Below are 24,326 nucleotides of genomic sequence, written 5' to 3'. Positions count from 1 at the left end.
CGCGTTCCTGCACACACGCCCCCTTAGCGTCACGCTCACACCAAGGGTTCGTATGGGGAGAGTAAAGTGCGCAGATCTCTGCCGTTGATCGCAACGCCCGGCTCGCATCCGGGCGGCCGGTCCGCGATGACCTGCCGGTTCCGCTGTGGTGACGCCTGCTTCCACGAGGTGCCCAACACCAGCGGCAACGCGTACGTCGGCGACGTGATCGCCGGTGCGCTCAGCCGCCGCTCGGTGATGCGCGCCGCGGCCGTCGTCACCGTGGCCACGGCGGCCGGCGCGGCCGTCGTCGGCACCGGGGCCCCGCAGGCCGCCGCAGCACCGGACGCTTCGGCGCACAAGGGCGAAAAAGGGGCGCGCGGGCTGCGTTTCGCGCCGGTCGCGCCCAACACCGAGGACGCCGTGACGATCCCCGACGGGTACCGGCAGAACGTCGTCATCCGCTGGGGAGAGCCCATCCTGCGTGGTGCTCCCGCCTTCGACCCCGAGAACCAGAGCGCGGCGGCCCAGGCCGGCCAGTTCGGCTACAACAACGACTTCCTGGCCCTCCTGCCGCTGCCCGGCGAGCGGAGCCGCCGGCTCCTCGTCGCCAACCACGAGTACACCGACGAGATCCTGATGTTCCGCGGGTACGACGCGGAGAACCCCACCCGCGAGCAGGCCGAGATCGCCTGGGCCGCGCACGGACTGTCCGCCGTCGTCGTGGAGGGCGACCACCGCACCGGCAGGCTGACGGCCGTCCCCCGGCACCACCTCAACCGCCGGGTCACCGCGACCACCGAGTTCCGGCTCACCGGCCCGGCCGCCGGCTCGGACCTGCTGAAGACCTCCGCCGACCCGACCGGCCGCAAGGTCCTCGGCACGCTCAACAACTGCTCGGGCGGCACCACCCCCTGGGGCACCACGCTGCACGGCGAGGAGAACTTCAACCAGTACTTCGCCAACAGCTCCCGCGCCACCGACAAGCGGTACGGGATCGGCACGGGCGCCACCGAGCGCAAGTGGGAGCGTTTCGACAAGCGCTTCGACGTCGCCCAGGAGCCGAACGAGGTGCACCGGTTCGGCTACGTCGTGGAGTTCGACCCGTACGACCCGACCTCCACTCCCCGCAAGCACACCGCGCTCGGACGCTTCAAGCACGAGGCGGCGACCGTGCGGCTGACGGAGGACGGCCGTCCCGTCGTCTACACCGGTGACGACGAGCGCTTCGACTACTTCTACAAGTTCGTCGGCAGCAAGCGGATGCGCAGGGGCGGCTCCCGGGCCGACCGCGAGCACAACCTCTCCCTCCTCGACGAGGGCACGCTGTACGTCGCCCGGCTCACCGGCGACTCCCCGGCCGCCGACATCGACGGCAGCGGGAAGCTCCCCGCGGACGGAGAGTTCGACGGCAGCGGCGAGTGGATCCCGCTGGCGACCGCGACGGCGCACGGTGCCGTCTCGCACGTCGACGGGATGACGGCCGACGAGGTCTTCGTCTTCACCCGGCTCGCCGGTGACAAGGTCGGCGCCACCAAGATGGACCGGCCCGAGGACATCCAGCCCTCCCCGCACACCGGCAAGGTGTACGTCGCGCTGACGAACAACACCAACCGTGGCAAGGCGGGCTCCGCGCCCGCCGACGAGGCCAACCCGCGCAACGCCAACAAGCACGGCCACATCCTGGAACTGACCGAGGCCCGGGGCCGCGCCGAGAGCACGCGTTTCGGCTGGTCGCTGTTCCTCGTCGCGGGCGACCCGGCGGACCCCGCCACGTACTTCGCGGGCTTCCCGAAGGACCGGGTCAGCCCGATCTCGTGCCCGGACAACGTGGCCTTCGACCCGCACGGCAATCTGTGGATCTCCACCGACGGCAACCAGCTCGGCTCGCACGACGGCCTCTTCGGAGTGGCGACCAGGGGTGACCGGCGCGGTGAGCTGAAGCAGTTCCTGACGGTGCCGACCGGCGCGGAGACCTGCGGCCCGCTCGTCGAGGACCGGCGCGTGCTGGTCGCCGTCCAGCACCCGGGCGAGGTCGACGGCGCGTCCGTCGAGAAGCCGGCGAGCGTCTGGCCCGACGGGCCCGGGAAGATCGTCCGCCCGGCGGTCGTGGCCGTGTGGCGCGCGGACGGCCGCGACATCGGGATCTGAGGGACACCCCGGTGGATCCGGGGTATCGGGTGGCGTATCGGGCCGCCGCCGATCGCCTGCGCGGTCGGCGGCGGGTCCGGGAAGATCGTCTGTCAGGCCGGCGGCGGGGCCCGCGGAGGCCGTCCGTCAGGGCGTCGGGACGGCCGACTCCGGCCCGGTGGCTTCCAGCCATTCCCGGTACGCGGGTGCCTGCCGCGCGGCCTCCCAGTACGCCTCCTCCAGTTCGGGGCAGACGGCCTCCAGGTCCGCCTGCGTGCGGGCCGCGAGCAGCAGCCGTACGCCGAGGGGGTCGCCCGCGAGCGGGCGTACGGCCGTCTCGGGGCGGGACTGGGAGGTCGGCTGGCAGACCGTGACGACCTCGCCGGTCGCGACGAGGGTCGCGGCCGTGTGGTAGTCGCCGTGCAGGACGCGGGGGTTGAGTCCGGCCGTGCGCAGCATGCGGTGCACGGCGTCCCATTCGCCGTCCACCGTCGGGTCCACCATCCACCGGTCCTCGGCCAGTTCCGACAGCTGTACGACGGGGTGCGCGGCGGCCGGATGGTCGGTCGGCAGGGAGACGAACTGGGGCTCGCGTTCGACCAGGACGCGCAGCCGCAGTCCCTCCGGGACGCGCAGCGGGGAGCCCTCGACCTCGTGCACGAAGGCGACGTCGAGCTGGCCGTCCGCGACCATGCGGAGCAGGGCGTTCGGGGAGACGTCCATCTGCAGGAGCGTCTCCTGCTGCCGGGCGCGCAGCCGGCGCAGCCAGCCCGCGAGCGCGCGGCTGGCGGTGGAGCCGATCCGGAGCTGGGGGCCGTCCGCGGCGGCGGCGCGCGCTTCGGCGACCAGGGTGCGCATTTCGGCCACCAGCGGGCGGGCGCGGCCCAGGACGATCCGGCCGAGGGGGGTGGGCCGGCAGCCGGTGCGTGCGCGCAGGAACAGCGCGCCGCCGAGCTCCTGCTCGATGCGCCGCAGCTGTGTGCTCAACGAGGGCTGGGCGACGCCGAGTTGGCGGGCGGCGCGGTGCAGGCTGCCGGTGTCGGCGATGGCGCACAGTGCGCGGAGGTGCCTGACCTCAAGCTCCATGCCGTCGGAGCCTAAAGCGGAATCAAAGCTTTCACCAGACGCACAAAACCGCTCTGAAATGGGCGAGTTGGGTGATCGAGTGCGGGCTGATAGCTCCGGACTATCGCCACTTGCCATCATCACAGCCGCCTCACGGGCATCGACACTCGCCGATGACGACTTCACCCCCCACACAAGGAGTCATCAATGCGCATGTCCGCATTCGCCCGGGCGACCGCTGTCGGAATCGGTCTGGTGACCGCGTCCGCCGTCTCCCCGCAGCTCGCCTCGGCGAGCGTCCCCGCCACCCCGAACACCGCCTCCGCGCAGGCCGGTCACACGGTGTCCGCGTACGCGGGTTCGTCCGAGGAGGCCAAGGCCAACCAGGCGTTCTTCGAGGCGGTCGTCAAGTCGGTGGCCCAGAAGCGTGCGGCGCACCCGGGCGCCGCGGCCGTCACCGTCGTCTACGACGCCTCCGGCGCCCCGACGTTCAGTGCTCAGATAGCCCGCAGCGCCCAGATATGGAACGGCGCGGTGGCGAACGTGAAACTCCAGTCGGGCTCGAACGCCGACTTCTCGTACCGCGAGGGCAACGACTCCCGCGGCTCGTACGCCTCCACCGACGGCCACGGCGGCGGCTATGTGTTCCTCGACTACGCGCAGAACCAGGAGTACGACTCCACGCGCGTGACCGCGCACGAGACGGGCCACGTCCTCGGTCTGCCCGACCACTACGAGGGCCCGTGCAGCGAGCTCATGTCGGGCGGCGGTCCCGGCCCGTCCTGCACCAACTCGAACCCCGACGCCAACGAGCGGGCCCGCGTGGACCAGCTCTGGGCGAACGGTTTCGCGAAGGCGCTGGACAAGGCGCTCGCCCATGAGAAGGCGCTGGGCAAGGCGAACGCCCGCTAGTTCCGCATCAGCAGACCAGACCCACCCCCCACGGGTGCGGGCCGCCCCCTGCACGGGCGGCCCGCGCTGCTGTTTCCGCCCGGGCCCGCCCCGGCCGTGGTGCCCCGCCCCAGCCGTGGCGGCCCGCGCCCGGTCAGTGGGGCGAGGCGATCGCCCGCGCCGCGGCGACCTCCTGACGCAGCGGTTCGAGCACGCTGTCCGGGGGACCGGTCAGGTCCGTGCGGACGGCGACGAGCACCTCGGTCTCCCGCAGCCCCGCCGACAGCTCCCGCAACTGGAGCACGACGTGGGAGACCTCCGCGGCGGACGGCTCCGCCGCGCCCTGTCTGACCCGGACACGCGCCGCGGTCGTCGCGTCGACGATCCGTTCGACGGCGACGACGAGTGGCCACCACGCGGCGGCCCGGCGCCCGGTGGGCGGCGGTTCGGTCAGGGCGCGCTGGAACTCCGTACGGATGGCGGACAGGTCGCGGTACAGGCGGCGGCGCCGCCGGGCGCGGTCGGCGTGATCGGGATCGCCGCCGAACGCGCGCTCCACGTACGTGGCCGTGTCGGTCACCGCGTCGGCGAGCCGGTCGCCGACCCGGGTGTGCCAGCTCTCCGGCCACAGCAGATACCCGGCGACCAGTGCGATCGCGCACCCGATGAGGGAGTCCATCAGGCGGGGGACGATGAGGCCCGTTCCCTGGTGGTTGAGGGTGTCGGACAGCAGCAGGATCACCGGGGTGATGGCGGCGGTCTGGTAGCCGTAGCCGCGCGGGGTCAGTGCCGGGACGAGCGGCGCGAGGAGCATCATGACGGCCACGTCCCACCAGCCGCGCGGCACCACCGTGAGGACCGCGGCCGCGACGACGAGGCCGGCCACCGTGCCCAGCGCGCGCAGCAGCGCCCGGGAGAAGACGGACCCGAAGTCGGGCTTCATGACGAAGGTGATGGTGAGCGCGATCCAGTAGGAGCGCGGCACCGGGACGATCGAGACGAGCACCTGCCCGAGGCCGATGCACAGGGCCAGGCGCAGACCGTAGCGCCAGGACGCGGCGGACAGGACGACCTCGCGGGCGGCCCGTCCGGCCCGGACGCGCAGGGCGACGGGCCGGCCGAGGCGGTCGTCGGAGGGGGCCCGGTCGGGAGCCTGGTCCGTCGCCACGTCGGCCGCGTGGCGCAGGGCGTGGTCGACCGCGCGGGCGGCCTCGTTGGTGGGCTCGGGGAGCCGGAGTTCCAGGGGCCCGGAGCGGCCGGCGGCGACGGCGTCGGCGAGGCGGCCCGCGGCCTCGGGGATCTCGGCGGGCAGCGGCTCGCCCTGCTGGTGGGCGGCGGGGGCGGCCTCGATGATCGGGGTGACGGCGTTCAGCTGGGCGAGCAGCCGGACGAGGTCGGGGCTGCGGCCGTGGTGGAAGGCGCGCCGGGCGAGGACGAGGTCGTAGGACTGGTTGAGGGACTGGGTGACGGCGAAGCGGGCGTCCTCGTACGCGGCGGTCCCGCTCGCGGCGAGCAGGTCCGCGACCGTCCGGTAGGTGCTCGCGACGGCGTCCCGCTCCGGTACACCCGACCGCAGCGGCCAGGCGACCAGGGCCAGCAGGAGGACGAGGAGCCCGCCGCCGGACATCAGCAGGGGTGCCAGCCACCACGGTCCGGGGAGCGGAAGGCCGGCACCGATCACGCAGTTGAGGAGGAGCAGCAGACCGGACACGGAGGCCACGGCGCCGATCGTGGAGATCATCCCGGAGATGAGGGCGACCGCGGTGACGGCGACGACGGCGGTCCAGCCGTGTCCGAACACGAGCGCGCCGACCGTGACGCCGACCGCGCCGAAGAGCTGCGGCACGGCGATGTTGAGGATGCGCATGCGGTACGCGTCCGCGGTGTCGCCGATGACCCCGGACAACGCGCCCATGGAGGCGAGGGCCCCGTAGTCCGCCCGCCCGGTGGCGATGCCGACGGCGAGCGGCAGGGAGAGGGCGACGCAGGCGCGGGCGGCAGCGGCGCGGTTGACGGACGCCTTCTGCGGTTGGAGGTTCCTGACCAGCCAGTCCGGAGGAGTGAGGCCGATGGGGAACTCGCGGGACATGTGCCCATTATGAGGGCCGGGTTCGTCCGCCTCCCGGCCCGTTCGCGCAGGTGGGGGCCACCTCGGGCACCACGGGTGCCGGGGTGGTGCTCAGCGGAGCCGATGGAGGGTGAGGTCGACGACCAGGGCGCGGTGGTCGGTGCCGGTGATCCGGGGGAAGACGGCCGCGTTCGCCGAGAAGTCCTCGGACACGAGCACGTGGTCGATCTGCGCGCCGAGCGTCGGCGTGGTCCTGGCGGGCCAGCTCGGGGTGCGCGGGTCTCCCGCGAGGCGGGCGCCGTCGCGCAGCCCGGTGTCGAGGATGCGGCGGAACGCGGCGTGGTCCTGGGAGGCGTTGAAGTCCCCGGCGACGACGGTGGAACCGTCACCGGCCGCCGCGTAGTCGCGCAGCTCGCCGAGCTCGCGCCGCCAGACGCCGAGCTGGCCGGGGAGCGGAGGCATCGGATGGGCGAGCTGGAGCCGTACGTCGTGCCCGCGCACGTCGGCGACCGCTCCGGGCATGCCCATGGTGCCCGGTACGCCGGCCGCCGCCTTCAGCGGGAACCGGCTCATGATGACCGAGCCGTCGGACCCCGCCCCCTCGACGGCCTGCCGGTACGGATAGTCACCTCCGCTGCCTCCGAAGGCGTCCCGCAGGGCCCGGGAGCACACGTGCTCGCACTCCTCCACGAACAGGATGTCGGGTTTCTGCCGCCGTACGGCGCCGATGAGCGAGTCGGTGCCCCGCCCGAACTCCACGTTGGAGGTCATCACCCGCAGCTCCGCAAGCGGTGGACCGCCGGGCTCGCTCGTCCTGCCGTACGGCTCGGCGTACCAGGCGACGGCCCCCAGCACGACCACGCCCCACACCATCCCGATGCGCAGGCGCGCGAGCAGCGCGAGCAGGAGTCCGAGTGCGGTGGGGGCGAGCAGCCAGGGCAGGAACGCCAGCAGTTGCGGCACGGGCGTGATCCCGTCGCTGTCGGCCGCCCGGCATCCGACGACGGCACTCACCGCGGCCAGCAGCAGCCCGGACGCCCAGGCGGCGGCCCGGCGCCCGGTCCGGCGCATGCCTCCGGGCGCCCGGGGGTCCGGCCACTCAGCCGTCGCAGTGTCCACGTCCCGGCCTCCCCTCGTCCGCGTGGGTGCCCGAATCCTCCCTCAAGGACGGGGTGCCGCGGTGCCGGGTTGCCCGGAAGGTCCGCTCAGGCGGTCTTGGCGGTCCTGGGCGAGTCGCCTCCCGTCGCCAGCGCCCACATCACGAACACCGCGATGCCGATGGCGATGACGGACCAGACGGGCTCGTAGGGCAGGAACATGAAGTACTCGATCATGTAGAGGGCGGCGACGGCGATACCGACGGCGCGCGCCCACTCGTGGCCCTTCAGGACGCCCCAGCCGGTGATCGCGACGATCACGCCGATGACGAGGTGGATCCAGCCCCAGGTGGTGAGGTTGAACTCGTAGACGTAGGTGCCGATGCGGGCGTACACGTCGTCCTTGGCGATGCCCGTGATACCGATGAGGATGCCCAGGATGCCGCCGACCAGCATCAGGACGCCGGCGAAGAGGGTGCCTCCCGAGTGCCATCCCGAGCCGCGGGAGGGTCCGCCGGCCGGGCCCGGGGCGGGCTTGGGGCTGAGGGGCGCGGTGTTCTGGGACATGGGGTCTCCTCGGGGCCTGGAGTGTCACTCGCAGGTTCGCCCCGGGGGACGGGGGCCGCATGCCCCGCTCGGCCGGACGGGTGACGGTCCGGGTCCCGCGCCGGGCCGGTCACCGCGCCGGATCGGTCCCCGCGCCGGGCCGGTCACCGCGCCGGATCGGTCCCCGTGACGGACCGGTCCCCGCGACGGGGAAGGCCTCGCGCCGGGCCCGTCCCGAACAGCGACAGCCCCGGACTCGCCGGTACGGCCCCGCCCCGGCTCCCCCGCCCCCTCGTCGGTTCAGTCGTCGATCCGTGCCAGGAAGTCCGCGAGCGCGCCGTTGAACTCCTCGGGCCGCTCCAGGTTCGGCAGGTGCGCGGCCGAACCGATCACGTGGAGCGTGGAGTCGGGCAGCGCCGCGTGCATCGCCTCGGCGTCACCGACGGGGGTGTACTCGTCGTCGGCGCCCACCACGACCAGCGCCGGGACGGTGACGCGGGTCAGCAGTTCGCGGTAGTCGGGGCGTTCGGCCCGGCCGCGCAGGGCCGCCGCCGCGCCCTCGGGAGGCGTCGACACCATCATGCGGTGCACATGCGCCGCCACCTCGGCCTCGGCGTACGGGGCGACCATCTTGTACAGCACCTCGTCGGCGTATCCGCGCATGCCCTCGCGCAGCAGCCGGTCCGCCGTCGCGTTGCGGGTCCTTCTGCCCTCGGGGGTCTCGGCGGCGGGGAAGGTGTCCGCGAGGACGAGTCCCCGGACGCGCTCCGGGAACGTCCGGTAGCACTCCATGACGATCTGGCCGCCCATGGAGAGCCCGCCGAGGACGAACGTGGAGATGCCCAGGTCGTCCAGAAGTGACGAGATGTCCTCGGCGAACGTGGACAGGGGAGTGAGGGCGGGATCTCCGGGAACTCCGGGCTGCGAGGGGGACGCGCCGTAGCCGCGCAGGTCCGGGACGACGACCCGGCGGGAGGGGGAGAAGGCCGCGATCTGCGGAGCCCACATGGTGCGGTCGAAGGGGTGGCCGTGGATCAGGACGAGGGGCGCCGTCGAGGAGGCGCCCCCTTTGTCCTCGTAAGCGAGGAAGGGTGCCATGGCCACGACCCTAGGCGCGGCCAACTCCTCGGTGCAATAAGATCTTTGCACTCGGTGCAATGTGGAGGGGCCGCATGGAGGACTACCGGCGCATCGCCGACCGCATAGCCGCCGACATCACGGCCGGTCGGCTCAAGCCCGGCGAACGGCTGCCCCCGCAGCGGGCGTTCGCCCGCCGACGCGGGATCGCCGGGTCGACGGCCGGGCGGGTGTACGCCGAACTCGTCCGGCGTGGACTGGTCGTCGGCGAGGTCGGGCGCGGCACCTTCGTACGGGCCTCCCCCGCACCCTCGGGCCGCGCGCTCGCCGAGCCCGCCACCACCGCCCGGGTCAACCTGGAGCTCAACTACCCCTCCGCGCCGGGCCAGTCGGAGCTCCTCGCCGACGGACTGGCCCCGCTGCTGCGCCCCGACGTGCTCACCGACGCACTGCGCACGGCCCCCGCCACCGGCACGGCCGCCGTCCGCGAGGCCGCCGCGGCACTCCTCGCCACCCCGGGCTGGCACCCGGCACCGGACCGGCTGGCCTTCGCCGGCAACGCCCGTCAGGCCATCGCCGCCGCACTCGCCACCCTGGTGCGCCCCGGGGGCCGCGTCGGCGTCGAGTACCTGACCTACCCCCTGGTCAAGGAGATCGCGGAGCGCCTCGGCATCACCCTGGTCCCGCTGGCCATGGACCACGAAGGCCTGCGCGCGGAGGCGGTCGCGACCGCCCACCGCTCCACGCCGCTGTCCGCCGTGTACGTCCAGCCGACCCTGCACAACCCGACCTCGGTGACGGCGGGCAGGGAGCGGCGCCGTCAGCTCGCGGCCACGGCACGGGACATGGACCTCCCTCTGATCGAGGACCGCATCTGGTCCTTCCTGCACGACGGTTCCCCCGACCCGCTCGCCGCCCATGCCCCCGAGCGCACGTATGTCGTCGACGGCCTCTCCAAACGGGTCGCCCCGGGTCTGACGGCCGGCTTCCTCGTCGCACCCGAGGGACGCGTCGGGCAGGTGGCCGCCGCCCTGCGCTCGGGTGGGTGGACCGCGAGCCGGTTCGCCCTGGAGGCGGCGGTGCGCTGGATCGGCGACGGCACGGTGGATCGCCTGGTGCGCGCCAAGCGGGCGGACGCCGCGAGCCGTCAGCGGCTCGCGGCCGAACACCTCGCGGGCTTCGCCGTGCGCGCCGACCCGCAGGCGTACTACCTCTGGTGGGAACTGCCGTCCCCGTGGCGGGCGGACACCTTCGCCGCCGCGGCGGCGGAGCGGGGCATCGCGCTCACCCCGGGGCCCGCCTTCACGGTCCCGGTGCTCGGTACGCGGGCCGAGGACTGCGTCAGGCTCGGACTCGCCTCGACCGCTCCGCGGGAGCTTGCGGGGGCGTTGCGGACGCTCGCCGGTATCGCGCGTACACACCCGTGATCCCCGCGGCCAGCGCGACGGCGAGGCCGAGGGCGAGGAGCAGCCAGGACACCAGCCGGAGCGTCTCCGTGAGCGCGTCGTACACCGCGCCCGCGGCCAGCGGCGACACGTCGGGCGGCAGGTCGGCGAGGGTCATCCGGCGGCCCACGGTGATCGCCGCGCCGAGCAGCGCGGCGCCCAGCGCGGTGCCGAGCCCGGTCGCCAGGAGCGCCCGGCGCCGGCGCACCGCCACGAGGATGCCCGCGAGGGCGAACGCGACGGCGCCCATCGGCAGCCAGAACGCGGCGACTTCGAGCACGTGGAACCCCTTTCGCAACTGGGCCAGATCCTCGGCTTCGAGCACGGTGACCTCGGTGTGCTCGACGGGGATGCGGTTCGCCAACGGCATGTGGTCGTCGGTGAGCCGGCGCTTGACCTGCTCGGTGACGGGCGCGAGGTCGACGGTCACCGGCCCCGCGCGGTCGTCGCGCAGCGCCTGCATCACGGCGTCGTGCACGGCCATGCTGGCGGCCTCCCACGCCGTGCGGTACGCCTCGGTCTCGGTGAACGAGAGCACCGCGTCCCGCACGAAGTGGTTCACCGGCCCCTGCAGCCGCGGCCGTACATGGACCTCGCGCAGGATGCCGTCCGTGACGCCGGCGGCGATCGCGTCCCGCACGTCGCTGTCGGCGGCGAGCGGTGCCACCGTGGCCCGGTACCGGCCGGGGTCGCCGAGCCCGTACATCGCCCAGGTGGACAGCGCGCCGAGCGGCGCGAGCAGACAGGCGAGGAGGATCAGCACGGCCGACAGGGAGCTCCGGACACGTTGGGACACTCCTCCAGGCAAGTCCTCCCGGACGCGTCACGCGAGCGGTTTGCCTGCAAATGGGCGCATATGACAAGCCGAAGGGGGCTCCGCGCCGGTCACCCGGGCCCGGCCTTCGCCGGTACGCCCGCGTGAGCCCCGCTCGCACCCTCGTGAATCCCAGGGGACACAAGGCCCCCGGGCGCTCCGGTGGAGGCCTCACCCGAACGGGTGTTTCCTGGGAGAGGAGAAGGAGGCCGACATGCGCGACACCCGGGCCCTGCGGGTTCCTGCCGCAGCCGCCGTCCGTCGCGGCCCCGTTCACCGGCGGCCCGACCGTCGTGGCGGCGGGCACCACGGCCTCCGCTCCGGACCCTGGAGCCGGACGGGACCATCTCCGGCTCCTCCACGGGCTCCTGGGACCGGGGTCCCAGGGGGTAGGTGAGTGAGTGAGGGAGACGCACGAGACCCCGGCTGCTGCCGGGGCCTCGTGCGCCGTGCGTCGTCGGGACGCGTGCGCGGTGTGTCCGTCGGACGGACCGTCACGCCGTCATCCGACGCGGTGTCCCGCCGCGTCCTCGTGCGTGTAGTAGCGGTAGAAGGCCCCGAGGAACACGCCGGCCCCGGCCACCAGGCCCATCAGCGACGACGCCAGCACCGACGCGTTGCTCTGGCTGAAGAGGAAACCGACCGCGCAGCCCGCGAACGCGCCCCACACCACGGCGTGCAGCTCCCGCTTCATCAGCGGTGCCAGCCTGCTCACGCCCATGAGGAGCAGCGCGAACACGATGGCGCACACGAACCCGAACAGGACGTTCCAGCCGGTGATCGGGCCGCCGTAGCGGGTGATGGCCGCGGCCCAGTAGCCGTAGACGAGTCCGAGCGCGGCGGGCACCGCCCACCGTGCGATCGCGTGCGTGCGCTCCCCGAAGACGTCGGGGGTGCGTGGTGTCCCTGAGGCGGGTGACACAGGTGCCGCTTGAGCCATGGGAACACTCCTCTCTCTCCTCGCCCCTGCCTTCCAGAGCACACCCCGCCCCGGTGCCTGGCAAGTCGGAGGACAGCCTTCGCGACCACCTGTTTCGCCGGGATGCGGGCCTCCCGGGCGCGTGCTTCGCTGAGCTGCATGAAGCTCGTACTTTTCGGCGCCACCGGGATGGTCGGCAGCCGTATCGCCGCCGAGGCGTCCGCGCGCGGGCACCGCGTCGTGGCCGTGAGCCGTTCCGGACAGTCCCCGATCCCGGGGGTCACGGCGACGGCCGCCGACGCCTCGGACCCGGCGAAGGTGGCCGAGCTGGCGGCGGGCGCGGACGCGGTGGTCTCCGCCTGTGTGCCGCCGCGGGACGGGTCGGAGGCCCGCGAGCCCTTCCTCGCGATCAACAAGGCGCTGGTGGAGGGTGCCCGCGCGGCCGGAGTCCGGCGGCTCGTGATCGTCGGCGGCGCCGGCAGCCTGGAGACCCCCGAGGGCCGGGCGATCGTCGACGAGCCCGGCTTCCCCGAGGCCTACCTGTCCGAGGCACTCGCCCACCGTGACGTGCTCGACTACTACCGCGCTCTGGACGACGACGCCGTCGACTGGACGTACGTCTCCCCCGCCGCGGAGATCGCCCCCGGTGAACGCACCGGCACCTTCCGTGTCGGCGGCGACCGGCTGCTCACCGACGACCACGGCAACAGCCGGATCAGTGCGGAGGACTACGCGATCGCCGTCGTCGACGAGCTGGAGAAGGACGCCCACCCGCGCGCCCGGATGTCGGTCGCGTACTGATCCGGTGGCCGGCCGCAGCCCCGCGGAGCAACCACGGACGAGCGCCGGGCGACCCGACGCCGTCCAGCGGCAGACACTGCTGCGCATGCACGGACGCAGCGTCGCCTGGATGCCGCCGCTGCTCCTGCTCATCGGCATCGCCGTGTTCGACTGGAACAGCTCGGGCGAGTTCCGGATCATCTCGTGGATCGTGCTGGTGCCCGGCATCGCGGCGGCGATCTGCGGAGTGTGGGGCACGGCGGCGCTCGCGGTGCTCTCGCTGGCCACCTACATCGGTGTCGACACGTCCTGGCCGCACCAGTACCAGACGGGCCTGCCCGACTTCATCCTCGTCGCCCTGGGCAGCATGCTCGCGGTCCTCGCCTGCGCCGTCCGGGTCCGCGGCGAACAGCGCATGCTGCACATGCGGGACGTCGCCGAGACCACCCGGCGCACGGTGCTGCGCCCGCTCGTACCGGGCTGGGGAGGCCTGGACCACGCGGCCGTCTACCTCGCGGCGGACAGCGACGCCCGCGTCGGCGGGGACTTCTACGACATCCAGCCGGGGCTGCACGGCACGCGCGTCCTGCTCGGCGACGTCCAGGGCAAGGGGCTCGGAGCGGTGGAGGCGGCCGCCGCGCTGCTCGGCACGTTCCGGGAGTCGGGGTACCACGAACCCCTGCTGCGCACGGTCGCCGACCGGCTGGAGGTGCGGATGCTGCGGCACGGCGACTACACGTCCAAGCTCGGCCGCCTCGACGGCGACCGCTTCGCGACCGGCATCCTGATCGGATTCCCGCCGGACTCCACCGACAGCGTCGAGGTCATCAACTTCGGGCACGAACCACCGCTGGTGATCACCGCGCACGACGTGCGTCAGCTGCCGCCGGGCGACGGACTGCCGCTCGGGCTGAGCGAGCTGGGACAGGACCCGCCGCCGCTGATCGAGGTCCCGCTCGCGCACGGCGAGACGCTGCTGCTGGTCACCGACGGGGTGACGGAGGCGCGCGACGCGAGCGGCGCCTTCTTCCCGCTGCGCGAACACGTGGCCCGCGCCCTGACCGAGGACCCGCGCACCGCGGACCCGCACCGCCTGGTCCGCTTCGTCCGCGACGACACGCTGCGGCACTGCGGCGGCCGGCTGGCCGACGACACCACGATCTTCGCCGTGCGCCGCCGATAGCGCCCGCGACCGACCGTGACCGGCCCGCGGAACCCGCGCACGGGCGGGGCGTTCGCCCTCCCGCCGTCCCCGCTTTGCACGCGCAGCGGTTACGGTGCTGCCGTACGTGATCGATGGGGAGGGGAATCTGTGCCCGGAACCGTGCTGCTCCTCGCGGCCTCGCCGGTGGGCAAGGGGTGTCTGGTGGACGCGGCGTCCGTGCTCCCCGTCCTGGCCGCGGTGTCCCCCGCCGTGCTGTCCGGCACCGACACGGCGAACGTCGTGGAACTGGCCGACCCGCTGGAGCCGCAGGCCGTCCTGACCCGGCTGCGCGCGGCGGCGGCCTCGCCCGGCCCGCTGACGGTCTTCCTCACCGGCCAGCTCCAACTGGACCGCCGCCAGCGACTGCCGCACCTCGCCCTCGCCCGCACCACCCCGGCGACGGTCCGCTACACCGCCTTCCCCTGGCACTGGATCACGGAGGAACTCCGGCTGCGCCCCGCGGGCACGACCACGCTCCTCGTCGACCTGCACGCCGACGCGGAGACCTGGGACCACCTCGCCGCCCGCCCCCTGACGGCAGGCCCGTCCACCGCGCTGTACGGCCGGATCGCGCCGCCGCCGCCCCGCCGCAGCGTGGCGGCCCCGGCGTACATGAGGGCGGCGGCCACCGTCCTGCGCAGCGGTCACCGGCCTCCCCTCGCCGAACTGCACCAGCAGGCGCTGACCCGGGCGACCGGCGAGGAGGCCAGGCCGGGGCCGCCCGACATCGTGCTGACGCCGCAGGCGGTGGCGCGGCCGTGGCACGGCGCGTACGGCGCCGCCGAGGCGGTGCCCGTGGCCGCCGTGCCCCCACCCCTGCCGGCCGTGCCGCCCACGGCCCCGCCGACCGGCGGCTTCCGGCCGGCCGGGCGACCCGCCGCGGCCTTCGCTCCGGCGGACGCCCACACCGGTTCCCCGGCGGGTCCAGACCCGCACGAGACCATCACCGCCGCCGTCCAGGCCGGCCGGCACGGCGAGGCCGAGGCGCTGGCCGGGCGGCGGGAGCAGGAGGCGCTGCGGACGTACGGGCCCGCCTCCGAGCAGGTGCTGCACTGGATGGAGGTGCGCGCGGACCTGGCGATGTTCGCGGCGGACCCGGAGCGCAGCTGCCGCACCTGGCTGGCGGTCGCGGACGCCCGGCTGGGCGCGGGCGAGGCACCCGACTCCCCGGCGGTGGAGTCGGCCGTGGACCGGGCCCACCACCAGTGGGGTCTGGTCGGCGACGCGGTGCCCGCCCGTGAACTGGGGTCCGCGCTCGCCGAGTTGCGAGGACGGGTGCCGGGCCGCCGGCAGGGGGCGCTGGACCACGTACGGCAGCACCTACGCCAGCTCCAGACGCAGGCCTGAGGAGCAGGTCAGGCGACGTTCAGCGACACCAGCGCCCCCGACACCAGCGTCCGTACGCCCGGCGCGACCACGGACAGGTCGGGGGCGAACAACGGGCTGTGGTTGCCGGGCACGGCGGCGAGCCGGTCCATCAGGTCGCCGCCGCCCGGAGCCGCGTCCCACACGTCGGCCGGGGTGCTCGTCACGAACCAGTAGGAGTAGGGGAGTTCGCCCAGCGCGAGCCGGTCGAAGTCCTCGCTGCCCATCGCCGGCCCGGGGTCGAGGACCGTCCCCGCGCCGAAGACCTCGGCGTGCACGGCGGAGACACGGCGGTCCGTGTCGGGGTCGTTGACGGTCACCGGGAAGCTGCTGCCGACGGTGACGTCGGGTTCGCGGGGGCAGCCCGCCGCCGCGCACTCGCCCCGCGCGACACGGCGCACGGCGGCGATCATCCGCTCGCGGACCTCCTGCGACTGTGTGCGCAGGTTGAGGGACAGACGCGCCTCGGACGGAATGATGTTGTGCCGGGTGCCCGCCTCGATCCGTCCGACCGTCAGGACCGCGGACTCGCGCGCCGCGACCTCGCGGCTCACGACGGTCTGGAGCCGGGTCACGATGTACGCCGCCGTCACCACCGGGTCGACGGTCGCCTCGGGGCGCGAGCCGTGGCCGCCGACCCCGTGCACCACGATGTCGATGTCGGTGGAGGCGGACATGATCAGGCCCGGCGAGTGCGCGTACAGGCCGGCGGGGCCCGGCGCGACGTGCTGGGCGAGCAGCACGTCCGGCCGCGGGACGCGCTCGTAGAGGCCGTCCGCGAGCATCCCGGCCGCGCCCTCCCCGGTCTCCTTGGCGGGCTGGCCGACCAGCACCAGCGTGCCGCTCCAGGTGTCGCGTCCGGCGGCGAGCGCGTCGGCGGCGCCGGCCAGCCAGGTGACGTGCAGGTCGTGACCGCAGGCGTGCATGACCCCGGGCGTCGTCGAGGCGTACGGCAGGCCGGTCTCCTCGGTGACGGGGAGCGCGTCCATGTCGGCGCGGAGCAGGACGGTGGGGCCCTCGCCGTTGCGCAGCACGCCCACGACGCCGGTGCCGCCCACACCGTCATGGGTCTCGTACCCGGCCCGGCGCAGCCGCCCGGCGAGCCGGTCGGCCGTGCGGTGCTCGCGCAGGGACAGTTCCGGATGGCGGTGCAGGTCCCGGTAGAAGTCCTCCAGGTCCGGGACCGGGAGGTCGGCGGTGAGGTCCAGCGCGGTGCGGGCGGCGGGAGAGGTCACGGGGTCAGCGTAGCCACGGAGGGCCGACGTGGGAGGGGAGTGCGTCAGGAGCGGGCCGGGGGCGGAGCGGCGGTCACCGGACGGCCACCGGCGGGAGGGCGGCGGTCACCGGGGCGGCGCCGTGGTCGTCCGGCGGCCGCCGGCGGAAGGGGGAGTTCCGCCGACGGCCGCCGTACGTGCCGCCCCAGGGCGGCGGGCACCGGGGTGGGCCGGGTTCCCAAGGGGGGGCGGGACCCGGCCGGACCTCAGCGCCCGGTCTGTGCCACCGTCGACGGCACGTGCTGGGTGGGGCGGGGCGGTTCCGCCGCCCGCGCCGGGCCCGCGTTCGCGGCCGTGACCAGTGCCGCCACGGCGACGACGGCCGCACCGAACCCTCTGGAGTAGCGCGCGAAAAGACGTCGGACCACGGCGACCTCGCAACAACAGCAGCTTATTAAGCAGGCTTAATCCGTCGCTTAACGTAGGGGCTGCGGGCGTCAAAGAGCAAGAGCCGCCAGGAGGTTGGACAATAGTCAGGAGTCGTCCGAATGTAAGTCGACTTAATGGCATGCTTAATCCATGGCGGAGCGCGACGACCCGGAGATCATCGGGCGCAGGGTGCAACAGCTGCGTACGGACCGCGGTCTGACGCAGAAACAGCTGGCGGAGCCCGCGTACACGCCCGCCTACATCTCCACCCTGGAGGCAGGCCGGGTGCGGGCCTCCGAACCCGCGCTGCGGCACATCGCCGAGCGGCTCGGCATCGCCTACGAGGAGCTCACGACCGGGCGGCCCGCCCATCTCGCCACGGGTCTGCGGCTGCGGCTGACCGACGCGCAGCGCACGCTCGCCACCGGAGAGGCCGAGGTCGCGGCGGAGCAGTACGCCCTGCTCCTCGCGGAGGCGGACACGCACGGGCTCATCGCCGAGCAGGCCGCCGCGCTGCTGGGCCTCGGTGAATGCGCCCTGGAGACCGGCGATCTGGCCACCGCACGGGAGCGCTTCGAGGAGTCCGAGCGCCGCACGGGAGACGCGCCGCTGCCGCAGCGTGTGCCCGCCGTGCGCGGGCGCGCCGTCTCCCACTACCTGGCGGGCGAACTGCGCTACGCCTGCTACCTGTTCGAGTCCACGCTCGACGAGCTCAACCGCACCGGACTGCACGACCCCGACGCGCTGCTCCTGCTCTACACGGGAGTCATCGCGCCCTACATGGACATGGGCGCGCACGCCCGGGCCGCCCAGGCGGCCGAGTTCGCACTGGCCCTCGCGCCGCAGGTCGGCGATCCGGCGCTGGTGGCGCGGATGCACCGCTCGGTGGCCCGCACGATGATCGCCGAGGGGCGCATCGCCGAGGCCGACGTGTCCCTCGCCAAGGCGGCCGAGCTCTACCGCCAGCTCCAGATCCGCACCGAACTGGCCAACTGCCACTGGATGCGCGGGTACCTGTACGCGCAGAACGGCGAACTGGAGCGCGCCGAAGCCGAGTTGCGCGAGGCGCAGGCGATGCTCTCCGCCAAGCGGGCCGCCCTCTACACCAGTCAGGTCGCCGTCGAGCTCGCCGACGTACTGCACCGGCGCGGCAAGTCGGAGGAGGCCGCCGCCCTGCTGCGGGAGGTGCTCGGCGACCTCAGTCCCGAGCGCGGAGCCATCCACTCGGCCGCCGCGCACCGGCTCCTCGGCATCATCGCGGAGGACGCCCGGGAGACCGAGGCGGCCGAGGAGCACTATGTGCGCGCGATGAGCCTGCTGGAGCGGGCCGGGGCGGCGGGGGACCTGGCCGACCTGTGCCGGCTCCTCGGTGACCTGCTGCGCCGCACGGGCCGCATCGAGGCGGCGCTCGACGCGTACCGCACGGGCCTCGGCCATCGCACCGCGCCGGGCACGACGACCCTGGGGCCGGCCCCGGCGCAGCCCCCGCTCTGACCTCCCGCCGACGGCTCGGCCGCCGGGCAGGCGCTCTCGGAGCGGGCCCGCGCGGGGCGGGCGCGCCGGGAGCGGGGTCGCGCGGGGCGGGCGCACCCGCAACCGGGTTCCTCGGGGCGGGGGTGCCCGGAGCGGTGCCGCTCGGGGCGGGCGCACCTGGAGCGGGGTCGCGCCCCGGCGGGCCGGTCACCCCATGCGTTCGACCGCTTCCTTGGCCTCCTTGAGGTCGGCGCCCGTGGCCTCGCGGTAGGCCTTGATGGCCTGGATCTTCTTGCCCTCCCGCAGCAGCGCGGTGACCTGCGGCAGCTCCGGGTCACCGGCGTGCAGGCCGAGGTGGTCGAGGATCAGGTCGAGCTTGCGCTCGACGCGGGCGATTCTGCGGTCGGTGCGGCCCAGCTTGCTTTCCAGTCCGGCGAAGCTCGCGATCATCAGTGCGGCCAGGACGAAGAGACCTGTCAGTTCCATGGGCACCGATCCTAGGACCCCTCGTCCCGCGGGCCGACGCGGCGCAACAGTGCGAGCAGCGTGGCCCGTTCGTCCTGGTCGACAGGCGGTTCCAGGCCGTGCCCGAAGCCGGGCACCTGCCGCACCTCGAACAGCCCGCCGCCACGTTCGCCGCGCTGGACGCGTATCTCGACGGCCTTTGTGACGACCGCGCGAAGACCGGCCGGCGCCGCTCCGCGGCGTCCGGACTCCGGCCGCCCGCACGGCCACCGGCCGGCAGCCCGGACCGCGGCCACCCGCCGTCCGCCCCGAGGGCCTAACCGCCCGAGCCGGCGCCCGTGCCCGCGTTCGCGTCCGGACCTGCCGTGGACCGGTCGCCGGTGGACCTGGGCGCCGACCCCTCGATGTCGATCACCGCGCCCAGCTTCACCTGCTTGTACAGCCATGCCGCGTCCGTCGAGCGCAGGCCGATCCAGCCCGTCGTGTGGTCGTAGTTGCCGGGCGCCTTCTCGTCGTGCGCGATGGCGGCGATGAAGTTCGCCGACCCGTCGGAGAAGGACAGTTCGATCACCCAGGACAACTTGAGGTCGTAGTCCGACTTGAGGCCGACCGTGGTGGCGGGCATCACCTTGGCCGCGCTCATGGCGGTGACCGTCATCCGGCCCGTCGCCGTGGGCCGGAGCTCGGTGCCGGAGGTGATCGGCAGGACACGGCCCGCGATCTCCATCTGCCGCCGGGACAGGTCGACCGTGGCGTCGGGCGCCGCCGGAAGGCTGGGGGTGCCGGTGGGGCTCGCGGCGGGGGCGGGCCGCTGGTCCGTGCCGCCGCCCAGGTCGACCGCGACGAGCAGGGCGAGCGCCGCCGCGGCGGACACGGAGGCGGTCGCCACGACAGCGCGCCGGCGGCGTCGGCGGCTTACCGCCCGGCCACGGATCTCCGCGCCCGTCAGCGTCGGGTGGGTCTCGCCCTCGGCGGCCAACTCGCGCAGGTTCGAGGTGAGTTCATCGGACACGGCCGTCCTCCCTCTCCTCCTCGTCCGTCGAGTCCGCCGAGAGCACCTGGGCCAGTGCCGCCCGGCCGCGGGACAGACGGGCCTTGACCGTGCCCACGGGAGCCCCGGTTTCGGAGGCTACCTGCTCCACACTCATGTCGCACAGATGGTGCAGAACCAGGGCCATCCGCTGCGCCTCCGGCAGGGTGCGCAGCGCGGCGACCAGAGCGGTGCGCTCCGGATCGGGTCCCGGGGTGTGCTCGGGCGGCGGAGTGCGCCGCACGAGTTCGAGCCAGCGGCGCGCACGGCGCCAGCGGCTCACCGCGAGCCGCATCGCCACCGTCCGTATCCACGCCTCGGGCGCCCCGTCGGCGAGGAACTCCCGCCGCCGGTCCCAGGCGCGGACGAACGCCTCCTGGACGACGTCCTGCGCCTCACCGTGGTCCCCGGTGAACGCGTAGAGCTGACCGGTCAGCCGGGGGAACGCGGTCGCGTAGAACGCGTCGAACTCTTCCTCGGTCATGCCCCCCGCCGGAGATTCCGGAATTTCCGCGGCCCGATGCAACCCGGCCGTCCCTGCCGTGCGTACAGGTCCCGTACGTGGCACATCGAAACACACCACAGGGGGATCACGATGACCACCGGAGTCAGGGGGCGCCGGCCGGGCCGCGCCTGGGGGGCGGCGGTGCTGGCCGTGTGCGCGCTCGCACTGGCCGGCTGCTCGGGGCGGGCCGTGGCCGACGGGAGCGGAGGCACGGGGACGGGCGCCGCACCGGAGGCCACCACGACCGTCAACCCGGGTCCGCAGAAAGGGCACAAGCCCACGCCGAAGCCGCTGAAGTCGCTGCCGGGCGCGCACGTCAACATCGCCGACCGGCAGACCGTCGGCGTCGGCATGCCCATATCCGTGACCTTCGACCGTGCCGTACCCACCGCCGAACGGGCGGACGTGGAACGGCAGTTGAAGGTCACCGCCGACGTCGAGGGCGCGTGGAGCTGGGTCAAGGACCGCAATCTGCTCGACGGGCAGCGCGTCGACTTCCGGCCGCGCACGTACTGGAAGCCCGGCACGGAGGTCACCGTCCGGGCCGGTGCCGGGATCACTCGGCATTTCACGGTGGGCCGCTCCCTCGTCGCCACGGTCGATGTCCGCACACACTCCATGACGGTTGAGAAGGCCGGTACGACGCGAAAGGTTCCCGTCACGGCGGGCGCCCCGGGCATGGAGACCTGGAACGGCACCATGGTCGTCTCCGACAAGGCGACCAAGGTCTTCATGAACTCGCAGACCGTCGGCTACGGCGACGCGTACGCGGGTTACTACTACTACGCCGTGCACCTCACCACCTCGGGCACCTATCTCCACCAGAACCCGAAGGCCAACACCTACGCCGGGCACCAGAACGTCACCCACGGCTGCGTCGGACTCGCCACCGACGGCACCGCGAAGAGGTTCTACGACGAGGTCATCCCCGGCGACGTCGTCAAGGTCGTCGGCTCCAAGGACACGGTGGCCGTGGGCAACGGATACGGCGACTGGAACCTCGGCTGGGAGCAGTGGAAGGCGGGCAGCGCACTGTCCTGAGATCGTGCGGGAAATTTCCCGCCGGGTGTCATCCGGCGTACGGGCCAACGGAGTTTGGAGGAGTGGAGAGGCGCCCTCCGCACCCTTTCACCGCCGCACGTTCCTCATATCGCAAGGAGAGTCCGTCCATGACACGGATGCAGAAGTATCTGGCCGCGACCGCCGTGGCCGTCGCGCTGGTCGGGGCGCCCACGGTGTCGTACGCCGTCTCGCAGGGGAAGGCGGCGTCCGGCACCTCCACCCACGCGGCGGCGCGGACCGAACACGCCACCGCCGCCCGGCCGGTGGCCGAGGCCGCCGCCAGGAAGGCGCCCACCGCCCGGATCGTCGCTCCCGGCGAGCACGTCGCCGTGGGCGGCGGCGCGGAGATCTGGCTCACGGCGGAGGGCAAGCACTGGACGACGGCCGGCGACCCCGAGCCGCAGTTCCGCAGTGTCGTCGACGGCAACGTCGACCTGACCCGGCCGGGTGTGTCGATGCAGGCCGAAGGCGACGCCGAGGGCCGCTACTTCCTCTCCGGTCTCTACTACGGCGGCAAGGGCACCGCGTCCCGCGTCACCGTCGAGACCAAGGCCGGCACCGTGCACGGCAAGCTGCTGGAGCTCGCCGGCAAGCCCGGCTGGGGTGTCTGGTACGCCACCGCCCAGGTCCCGGCCGACGGCAAGGGCGACCCCGACTTCCTCGGCAACGTCACCGTCCGCGACACCAAGGGCCGGATCTACGCCCAGCTGAAGTGAGCCCGGTGGTGCGGGAGAGCCGGGTTGTTCAGGTCTCGGCTCCCCCGCACCGCCTCCACCCCCACGTACCCGACACCGAGGGACCGCCGGCCGTGCCGCTCACCCCCACCGACGCCTCCCAGGACTCCGCAGACGACGGCGACTTCGCCGTGTACGCGACCGCGGCCTGGCCCCGCCTGGTCCGCACCGCGCACATGCTCACCGGGGACTTCCACGAGGCCGAGGATCTCGTCCAGACCACGCTGGCCAAGGTGTACGCGCGCTGGCGGCGCATACCGCGCGACGACGTCGACTTCTACGTGCGCCGCTCGCTGGTCAACAACAACCTCAGCCGGGTGCGCAAGAGACGTGTCGTGCAGCTGCTGATGCCGTTCCTGCCCGAGCGGGTGGACGAGAGCGAGCCCGGCCACGCGGAGGCCGTCGCCCAGCGAGCGGCCCTGGACGAGGCGCTCGCGGCCCTGTCGGCGCGGCAGCGCGCCGTGATGGTGCTGCGCTACTGGGAGGACCTCGGCGAGGCCGAGACGGCCCAGCTCCTCGGCTGCTCGGTCGGCACCGTCAAGACCCATGCCCGGCGTGGCCTCGAGGCCCTGCGGGCCCACCCCCTGTTCGACGGCCGACACCCCGTTTCCGGAGCCCGCCCATGAACCACCCGTTCCGTTCCCCACCCCCGCCGGCCGAGGCCGAGCGGCTGCGCGAGGTGTTCGCCGAAGCCGCCTACGACGTCACCCCGTCCGTGGTTCCGCTGGCCGCCATCGAACGCGAGGGCCGGCTGCGCAGACGGCGGCGCGGAGCCGCCGTGCTCGTGGCGGCCTGCGGTGTGCTGCTGGTGCCGCTGGCCGTGGTGGTGTTCCGCACGGGTGCGGCCCAAGAGCCGTCCGGTCCCGGCAGCAGTGTGCGCCCGCCCTCCCCGACGGCCGGCACGGCGAGCCCCTCGCCCTCGGCGCCCGCCGGGAAGGTGCGCGTGGTGGCGCCCGGCGAGCGCGTGACGGTCTCGCCCGGCACCAGGATCTGGCTCACCGAGGACGGCAAGCACTGGACGGAGCCGGACGAGACCGGCTCCCAGTTCCGCAGCGTCATTGACGGCAACCTCGACATGAGCAGCCCCGGCATCAGCCTCCAGGAGTCGGGACAGGGCGACGTCTACTTCCTCTCCGGCATCTTCCACGGCCCGGGAGAACCGGCCCGTGTCACGGTCACCACGTCCGCGGGCGACGTCGACGGCACCGCCCTCGTCCTCGCGGGCAAGCCCGGCTGGGGCGTCTGGTACGCGCGGGTGAAGGTGCCGAGGTCCGCCACGCCCGACGGCACCATGACCGGCGTCACTGAGCGAGTCACGGTCCACGACTCGGCGGGCCGGGTCGTCGCGACCCAGGACTTCACCCCGTGAGCGCCCCGGACACCAGGCGCGTGGCCGCCGCCTCCGGCGTTCTCCCGGCCGCCTTCACCGGCGGCGCCGGGACACGCACCCTGGGGCGGACCACGTACGACGACGGCCGCGCCGTCAAAGCCGCGTTCCTCGCCCGGCGCCCCGCCTTCCACAGGCACGCCGCCCGCGCGGCGCGGTTGCCCGCCGGGGCCGGCGACCTCGCGGTACGCGTCACCACAGAGGTGCGTGACCGGCGGGAACAGCCGTCCCCGGGGGAGGCCCGCACCCCCGTGCCGGACTCCCCGGCGTGGGGCGGCGGGGAGGTGCCGTGACCTGAGGTTCGCGCGATCGAGACCTTCACGGCCCTTCCGTCCCCGTGCGGCACAGCCATACTGGACGCACGATGACGAAATCCTCCGCGCCCAGGCGCCACCTGCCCACCAGCCCCTTCGCCGCCCCGGCCGTCCCCGTGGCCAAGGAGTTCAGCCTCGGAGACCGCGTCTCCCACGACCAGTACGGCCTGGGCACGATCGTCGGCGCCGAAGAGGGCATCGCGATGCTCGTCGACTTCGGTGCCCAGCGGGTTCGCGTCCTCAGCCCGTACGGCCGGATGGACCGGCTCTGACCCGCCCCACGAACGGCCCACACGGCTAGCCGCCCAACAGGCCGGGACCCACGCTGGACGC

25 protein-coding genes are annotated in these 24,326 nt (G+C 73.8%); 13 read left to right on the top strand and 12 right to left on the bottom strand.

The window, feature by feature from the left end; translation table 11 throughout:
• Positions 1-66 precede the first annotated feature (66 nt).
• Positions 67-2,130: a PhoX family protein gene (locus tag ABEB03_RS01525; protein WP_345640006.1), complete on the top strand. Its 2,064-nt coding sequence runs from the start codon at positions 67-69 to the stop codon at positions 2,128-2,130.
• A gap of 126 nt (positions 2,131-2,256) precedes the next feature.
• Here the strand turns inward: ABEB03_RS01525 and ABEB03_RS01520 are convergent, their stop codons facing one another.
• Entirely contained in the window at positions 2,257-3,195 is a 939-nt protein-coding gene (locus ABEB03_RS01520) for a LysR family transcriptional regulator (protein WP_345640005.1), read from the bottom strand.
• A 186-nt stretch (positions 3,196-3,381) separates the two neighbouring features.
• Between ABEB03_RS01520 and snpA the strand changes: the two genes are divergently transcribed.
• On the top strand, positions 3,382-4,086 hold the full coding sequence (gene snpA, locus ABEB03_RS01515) for a snapalysin (RefSeq protein WP_345640003.1): 705 nt from the start codon (positions 3,382-3,384) through the stop codon (positions 4,084-4,086).
• A 133-nt stretch (positions 4,087-4,219) separates the two neighbouring features.
• Here snpA and ABEB03_RS01510 read toward each other — a convergent pair whose 3' ends face one another.
• From ABEB03_RS01510 to ABEB03_RS01495, 4 genes are all read right to left on the bottom strand, one after another.
• Complete coding sequence (locus tag ABEB03_RS01510) at positions 4,220-6,154, bottom strand: FUSC family protein (RefSeq protein ID WP_345640000.1); 1,935 nt, start codon at positions 6,152-6,154, stop codon at positions 4,220-4,222.
• 90 nt (positions 6,155-6,244) lie between these two features.
• Positions 6,245-7,252, bottom strand: coding sequence for an endonuclease/exonuclease/phosphatase family protein (locus ABEB03_RS01505; protein WP_425589158.1), 1,008 nt, complete (start codon positions 7,250-7,252; stop codon positions 6,245-6,247).
• A gap of 86 nt (positions 7,253-7,338) precedes the next feature.
• On the bottom strand, positions 7,339-7,797 hold the full coding sequence (locus ABEB03_RS01500) for a DUF7144 family membrane protein (RefSeq protein ID WP_345639998.1): 459 nt from the start codon (positions 7,795-7,797) through the stop codon (positions 7,339-7,341).
• 279 nt (positions 7,798-8,076) lie between these two features.
• Positions 8,077-8,874, bottom strand: a complete 798-nt coding sequence (locus tag ABEB03_RS01495) for an alpha/beta fold hydrolase (protein ID WP_345639997.1) — start codon at positions 8,872-8,874, stop codon at positions 8,077-8,079.
• Between the two features lie 74 nt (positions 8,875-8,948).
• Here ABEB03_RS01495 and ABEB03_RS01490 point away from each other — a divergent pair, with 74 nt between their 5' ends.
• The gene (locus ABEB03_RS01490) at positions 8,949-10,280 is read left to right on the top strand and encodes an aminotransferase-like domain-containing protein (protein ID WP_345639996.1); all 1,332 of its coding nucleotides are present in this window, start codon (positions 8,949-8,951) and stop codon (positions 10,278-10,280) included.
• Here the strand turns inward: ABEB03_RS01490 and ABEB03_RS01485 are convergent.
• Positions 10,195-11,094, bottom strand: coding sequence for a hypothetical protein (locus ABEB03_RS01485; RefSeq protein ID WP_345639995.1), 900 nt, complete (start codon positions 11,092-11,094; stop codon positions 10,195-10,197). The two genes, ABEB03_RS01490 and ABEB03_RS01485, sit on opposite strands and share 86 nt — an antisense overlap.
• A 520-nt stretch (positions 11,095-11,614) precedes the next feature.
• Positions 11,615-12,052: a hypothetical protein gene (locus ABEB03_RS01480; RefSeq protein ID WP_345639994.1), complete on the bottom strand. Its 438-nt coding sequence runs from the start codon at positions 12,050-12,052 to the stop codon at positions 11,615-11,617.
• 138 nt (positions 12,053-12,190) lie between these two features.
• Between ABEB03_RS01480 and ABEB03_RS01475 the strand changes: the two genes are divergently transcribed.
• The 3 genes from ABEB03_RS01475 (at position 12,191) to ABEB03_RS01465 (ending at position 15,362) form a co-directional block, all read left to right on the top strand.
• Complete coding sequence (locus tag ABEB03_RS01475; protein WP_345639992.1) at positions 12,191-12,832, top strand: NAD(P)-dependent oxidoreductase; 642 nt, start codon at positions 12,191-12,193, stop codon at positions 12,830-12,832.
• 85 nt (positions 12,833-12,917) lie between these two features.
• On the top strand, positions 12,918-13,994 hold the full coding sequence (locus ABEB03_RS01470; RefSeq protein WP_345639990.1) for a PP2C family protein-serine/threonine phosphatase: 1,077 nt from the start codon (positions 12,918-12,920) through the stop codon (positions 13,992-13,994).
• Positions 13,995-14,123: 129 nt separating this feature from the next.
• Positions 14,124-15,362, top strand: a complete 1,239-nt coding sequence (locus tag ABEB03_RS01465) for a hypothetical protein (protein ID WP_345639988.1) — start codon at positions 14,124-14,126, stop codon at positions 15,360-15,362.
• An 8-nt stretch (positions 15,363-15,370) separates the two neighbouring features.
• On the opposite strand, the gene ABEB03_RS01460 is transcribed toward ABEB03_RS01465, so the two are convergent.
• Positions 15,371-16,615, bottom strand: coding sequence for an amidohydrolase (locus tag ABEB03_RS01460; RefSeq protein ID WP_345639985.1), 1,245 nt, complete (start codon positions 16,613-16,615; stop codon positions 15,371-15,373).
• A 245-nt stretch (positions 16,616-16,860) separates the two neighbouring features.
• The gene (locus ABEB03_RS01455) at positions 16,861-17,022 is read right to left on the bottom strand and encodes a hypothetical protein (protein WP_345639982.1); all 162 of its coding nucleotides are present in this window, start codon (positions 17,020-17,022) and stop codon (positions 16,861-16,863) included.
• 151 nt (positions 17,023-17,173) lie between these two features.
• Here ABEB03_RS01455 and ABEB03_RS01450 point away from each other — a divergent pair, with 151 nt between their 5' ends.
• Positions 17,174-18,517: a helix-turn-helix domain-containing protein gene (locus ABEB03_RS01450; RefSeq protein ID WP_345639980.1), complete on the top strand. Its 1,344-nt coding sequence runs from the start codon at positions 17,174-17,176 to the stop codon at positions 18,515-18,517.
• Positions 18,518-18,703: 186 nt separating this feature from the next.
• On the opposite strand, the gene ABEB03_RS01445 is transcribed toward ABEB03_RS01450, so the two are convergent.
• The 3 genes from ABEB03_RS01445 to ABEB03_RS01435 all read right to left on the bottom strand — a co-directional run bounded on the left by ABEB03_RS01445 (position 18,704) and on the right by ABEB03_RS01435 (position 20,475).
• Positions 18,704-18,982: a ribosomal protein L7/L12 gene (locus tag ABEB03_RS01445; RefSeq protein WP_345639977.1), complete on the bottom strand. Its 279-nt coding sequence runs from the start codon at positions 18,980-18,982 to the stop codon at positions 18,704-18,706.
• Between the two features lie 295 nt (positions 18,983-19,277).
• Entirely contained in the window at positions 19,278-19,973 is a 696-nt protein-coding gene (locus tag ABEB03_RS01440) for a L,D-transpeptidase (protein WP_345639974.1), read from the bottom strand.
• A complete protein-coding gene (locus ABEB03_RS01435) occupies positions 19,963-20,475 on the bottom strand; it encodes a SigE family RNA polymerase sigma factor (protein ID WP_345639972.1) in 513 nt (170 codons plus the stop codon). The genes ABEB03_RS01440 and ABEB03_RS01435 overlap by 11 nt, the downstream gene beginning before the upstream one ends.
• A gap of 111 nt (positions 20,476-20,586) precedes the next feature.
• Between ABEB03_RS01435 and ABEB03_RS01430 the strand changes: the two genes are divergently transcribed.
• The 6 genes from ABEB03_RS01430 to ABEB03_RS01405 all read left to right on the top strand — a co-directional run bounded on the left by ABEB03_RS01430 (position 20,587) and on the right by ABEB03_RS01405 (position 24,265).
• On the top strand, positions 20,587-21,537 hold the full coding sequence (locus ABEB03_RS01430; protein WP_345639970.1) for a L,D-transpeptidase: 951 nt from the start codon (positions 20,587-20,589) through the stop codon (positions 21,535-21,537).
• 128 nt (positions 21,538-21,665) lie between these two features.
• Positions 21,666-22,274 carry a hypothetical protein gene (locus ABEB03_RS01425; protein WP_345639968.1) on the top strand — a complete coding sequence of 203 codons (609 nt, stop codon included), beginning with the start codon at positions 21,666-21,668 and terminating at the stop codon, positions 22,272-22,274.
• A gap of 92 nt (positions 22,275-22,366) precedes the next feature.
• Positions 22,367-22,918 carry a SigE family RNA polymerase sigma factor gene (locus tag ABEB03_RS01420; RefSeq protein ID WP_345639966.1) on the top strand — a complete coding sequence of 184 codons (552 nt, stop codon included), beginning with the start codon at positions 22,367-22,369 and terminating at the stop codon, positions 22,916-22,918.
• Positions 22,915-23,661, top strand: a complete 747-nt coding sequence (locus ABEB03_RS01415) for a hypothetical protein (RefSeq protein ID WP_345639964.1) — start codon at positions 22,915-22,917, stop codon at positions 23,659-23,661. The genes ABEB03_RS01420 and ABEB03_RS01415 overlap by 4 nt, the downstream gene beginning before the upstream one ends.
• On the top strand, positions 23,658-23,972 hold the full coding sequence (locus tag ABEB03_RS01410) for a hypothetical protein (protein ID WP_345639962.1): 315 nt from the start codon (positions 23,658-23,660) through the stop codon (positions 23,970-23,972). The genes ABEB03_RS01415 and ABEB03_RS01410 overlap by 4 nt, the downstream gene beginning before the upstream one ends.
• A 71-nt stretch (positions 23,973-24,043) precedes the next feature.
• Positions 24,044-24,265: a hypothetical protein gene (locus ABEB03_RS01405; protein ID WP_345639960.1), complete on the top strand. Its 222-nt coding sequence runs from the start codon at positions 24,044-24,046 to the stop codon at positions 24,263-24,265.
• Positions 24,266-24,326: the final 61 nt, after the last annotated feature.

It is taken from the genome of Streptomyces siamensis (assembly GCF_039543605.1).
Lineage (GTDB): Bacteria > Actinomycetota > Actinomycetes > Streptomycetales > Streptomycetaceae > Streptomyces > Streptomyces siamensis.
This window is presented reverse-complemented; position numbering and strand designations above follow the sequence as displayed.

Excerpts from the sequence above, each read along its gene's own strand:
- ABEB03_RS01520 (WP_345640005.1), bottom strand. The coding sequence starts at position 3,195 with ATGGAGCTTGAGGTCAGGCACCTCCGCGCACTGTGCGCCATCGCCGAC.
- snpA (WP_345640003.1), top strand. The coding sequence starts at position 3,382 with ATGCGCATGTCCGCATTCGCCCGGGCGACCGCTGTCGGAATCGGTCTG.
- ABEB03_RS01510 (WP_345640000.1), bottom strand. The coding sequence starts at position 6,154 with ATGTCCCGCGAGTTCCCCATCGGCCTCACTCCTCCGGACTGGCTGGTC.
- ABEB03_RS01500 (WP_345639998.1), bottom strand. The coding sequence starts at position 7,797 with ATGTCCCAGAACACCGCGCCCCTCAGCCCCAAGCCCGCCCCGGGCCCG.
- ABEB03_RS01495 (WP_345639997.1), bottom strand. The coding sequence starts at position 8,874 with ATGGCACCCTTCCTCGCTTACGAGGACAAAGGGGGCGCCTCCTCGACG.
- ABEB03_RS01490 (WP_345639996.1), top strand. The coding sequence starts at position 8,949 with ATGGAGGACTACCGGCGCATCGCCGACCGCATAGCCGCCGACATCACG.
- ABEB03_RS01480 (WP_345639994.1), bottom strand. The coding sequence starts at position 12,052 with ATGGCTCAAGCGGCACCTGTGTCACCCGCCTCAGGGACACCACGCACC.
- ABEB03_RS01475 (WP_345639992.1), top strand. The coding sequence starts at position 12,191 with ATGAAGCTCGTACTTTTCGGCGCCACCGGGATGGTCGGCAGCCGTATC.
- ABEB03_RS01470 (WP_345639990.1), top strand. The coding sequence starts at position 12,918 with ATGCACGGACGCAGCGTCGCCTGGATGCCGCCGCTGCTCCTGCTCATC.
- ABEB03_RS01450 (WP_345639980.1), top strand. The coding sequence starts at position 17,174 with ATGGCGGAGCGCGACGACCCGGAGATCATCGGGCGCAGGGTGCAACAG.
- ABEB03_RS01445 (WP_345639977.1), bottom strand. The coding sequence starts at position 18,982 with ATGGAACTGACAGGTCTCTTCGTCCTGGCCGCACTGATGATCGCGAGC.
- ABEB03_RS01435 (WP_345639972.1), bottom strand. The coding sequence starts at position 20,475 with ATGACCGAGGAAGAGTTCGACGCGTTCTACGCGACCGCGTTCCCCCGG.
- ABEB03_RS01430 (WP_345639970.1), top strand. The coding sequence starts at position 20,587 with ATGACCACCGGAGTCAGGGGGCGCCGGCCGGGCCGCGCCTGGGGGGCG.
- ABEB03_RS01425 (WP_345639968.1), top strand. The coding sequence starts at position 21,666 with ATGACACGGATGCAGAAGTATCTGGCCGCGACCGCCGTGGCCGTCGCG.
- ABEB03_RS01415 (WP_345639964.1), top strand. The coding sequence starts at position 22,915 with ATGAACCACCCGTTCCGTTCCCCACCCCCGCCGGCCGAGGCCGAGCGG.
- ABEB03_RS01405 (WP_345639960.1), top strand. The coding sequence starts at position 24,044 with ATGACGAAATCCTCCGCGCCCAGGCGCCACCTGCCCACCAGCCCCTTC.